This is a genomic window from Oleiphilus sp. HI0080 (assembly GCF_001635135.1).
This window is the reverse complement of sequence record NZ_LWFU01001209.1, coordinates 1-958: the sequence shown is the minus strand read 5'-3', so window position 1 is coordinate 958 and position 958 is coordinate 1. Positions and strand designations below refer to the sequence as shown.

Below are 958 nucleotides of genomic sequence, written 5' to 3'. Positions count from 1 at the left end.
TTGCCTGCAAAAATGCGTTCACCCGCAAGCTCATGGTACGCGACTCCCCATTCAAACAAAAAACTCAAATTCAGATAGGTAAGTATCTGCCACGAGTTTTTTGGCTTCCAAGGTAGGTCGTTACTTAACCTTAGTAGCCCGTAGCCGAAATCACGATCTTTTCCAAATACGTTAGTATACGTATGGTGTTCGTGATTGTGATAGCGTTTCCATGAATCGGAATCGCCCGCATTGTCCCAATCAAACTTTCTGGAGTTGATGTTTGGATCATTCATCCAGTCATATTGGCCATGCATGACGTTGTGGCCGATCTCCATATTGTCGAGAATTTTTGATACCCCTAGACCTATGGTACCAACGGCCGCCAGCAGGTACATCATTGGTCCACTGAAAAACAAAAAGGCTACCGGTATCAGTATACGGCTCGTGATATCCAGTAAGCGCTGAAAGCCAATCAGTCTTCTAATGTAGCGGGCATCTTTTTCGCCGATGCGCTTTAGGGTGTCAGCTTTTAAAATTTCAAGTTGTTGCGCGAATTGCTCTAGCTTAACAGGGTCAATACGTTTCATCGTTGAGTTGCTCATTGCACTGTCCGTTCATTAATAGTGAGTTCTAAATCAGTTTCGGCGACGCATATGCAAAGCTGGATATCTTCTTTTCCAGCATCAGAGATTTGATTTGTTTTAAGGTTTCTAACGCGACCGCTCTTCTTTTGAGCGATGCATTGGTGACAGATCCCGGCACGACATCCATAGACAGGGTTTAGGCCGGTTTTTTCAGCGTTCTCTAGTAACGTTCCGTTCTTTTGCTTGGACATGATTAAGCGACCGTTGGCGTCCTTAAATGAGAGCGTTACGTCGGAGCTCGCTGATGCGTTTGCGAAACCAAATGATTCTGTAAAAAATTTAGGCGTTGCGTGGCCAAGTCTTTGGCTGCGCTCAATAAAGAGGTCGTGAAT

At 45.0% G+C, this 958-nt stretch carries 2 protein-coding genes; both read right to left on the bottom strand.

Annotated features, from left to right (window positions below; all coding sequences use genetic code 11):
• On the bottom strand, positions 1-584 hold a 584-nt coding region (locus A3751_RS21205), incomplete at its 3' end, for a fatty acid desaturase (RefSeq protein WP_369821274.1).
• A partial coding sequence (locus A3751_RS23695; RefSeq protein ID WP_156492713.1) for a 2Fe-2S iron-sulfur cluster-binding protein occupies positions 581-958 on the bottom strand: 378 nt, incomplete at its 5' end. The genes A3751_RS23695 and A3751_RS21205, both read right to left, overlap by 4 nt.